This is a genomic window from Myroides sp. LoEW2-1 (genome assembly GCF_009767705.1).
GTDB lineage: Bacteria > Bacteroidota > Bacteroidia > Flavobacteriales > Flavobacteriaceae > Flavobacterium > Flavobacterium album_A.
This window is the reverse complement of sequence record NZ_WSPP01000318.1, coordinates 1-735: the sequence shown is the minus strand read 5'-3', so window position 1 is coordinate 735 and position 735 is coordinate 1. Positions and strand designations below refer to the sequence as shown.

The window sequence follows — 735 nt, the reverse complement described above, 5'->3', positions numbered from 1 at the left end:
ATATAATACAAAAGAGGGTGACCTTTTGGGACACCCTCTTTAGATTCTTTATAGTAACTACTATTCTATCAATTAGAATTTGTAGATTAAACCAAATTTAGCTTGGTCAAAGAAGTTATCAAAGATGTTTAAGTTAGCATTTGTTTCAGAAACAGAACTTACTTTCTTACCATCAGATTTCTTATCTTGGTTAGAGTAAGAGAATACATTTCCTAAAGTAAATGCAACTGCTAAGTTCTCAGTTACAAAGTAGTTAAAACCAAGGTCTAAACCAGCTTTAATACCAGTATATTTTACTTTAGAAAAATCATTTTTATTTTCTGCAAATCCAACTCCTACTTCAGCATAAGTTTTAAAACGTTTACCTAATTCTAAGAAATAGTAACGTGCAAATGCTCCAGCATAAATGTCTTTAGAATAAGCATCTCCGATTTGATCCATATCAGCAAAATCACCGTGAGATTTACCAAAAGCTACAGATGCCCCAACAGCAACTTTATCAGAGATAAAGTAACCTACTTTAGGATTAACTGTATAATTAGTAAATTTCTCTTTTCCCTCATTTGTTTCAGTTGGTTTAGTCACTTTGTCAGAAATTTGGAAAGATCCTTCTAACATGATATCTCCTTCTTTGAAACCGAAGTTTGGTTTTTCTACTTCTTGAGCGTTAGCTGCCATACCTAAAGCAACAACTGACATAACTGAAAGTACTAATTTTTTCATATTTAGCTATTT

The 735-nt window shown here is 31.7% G+C and carries 1 protein-coding gene; it reads right to left on the bottom strand.

Annotated elements, in window-relative coordinates; all coding sequences use genetic code 11:
- Positions 1-72: 72 nt before the first annotated feature.
- Positions 73-723, bottom strand: a complete 651-nt coding sequence (locus GOQ24_RS15215; protein WP_160340073.1) for an outer membrane beta-barrel protein — start codon at positions 721-723, stop codon at positions 73-75.
- Between the last annotated feature and the right edge of the window lie 12 nt (positions 724-735).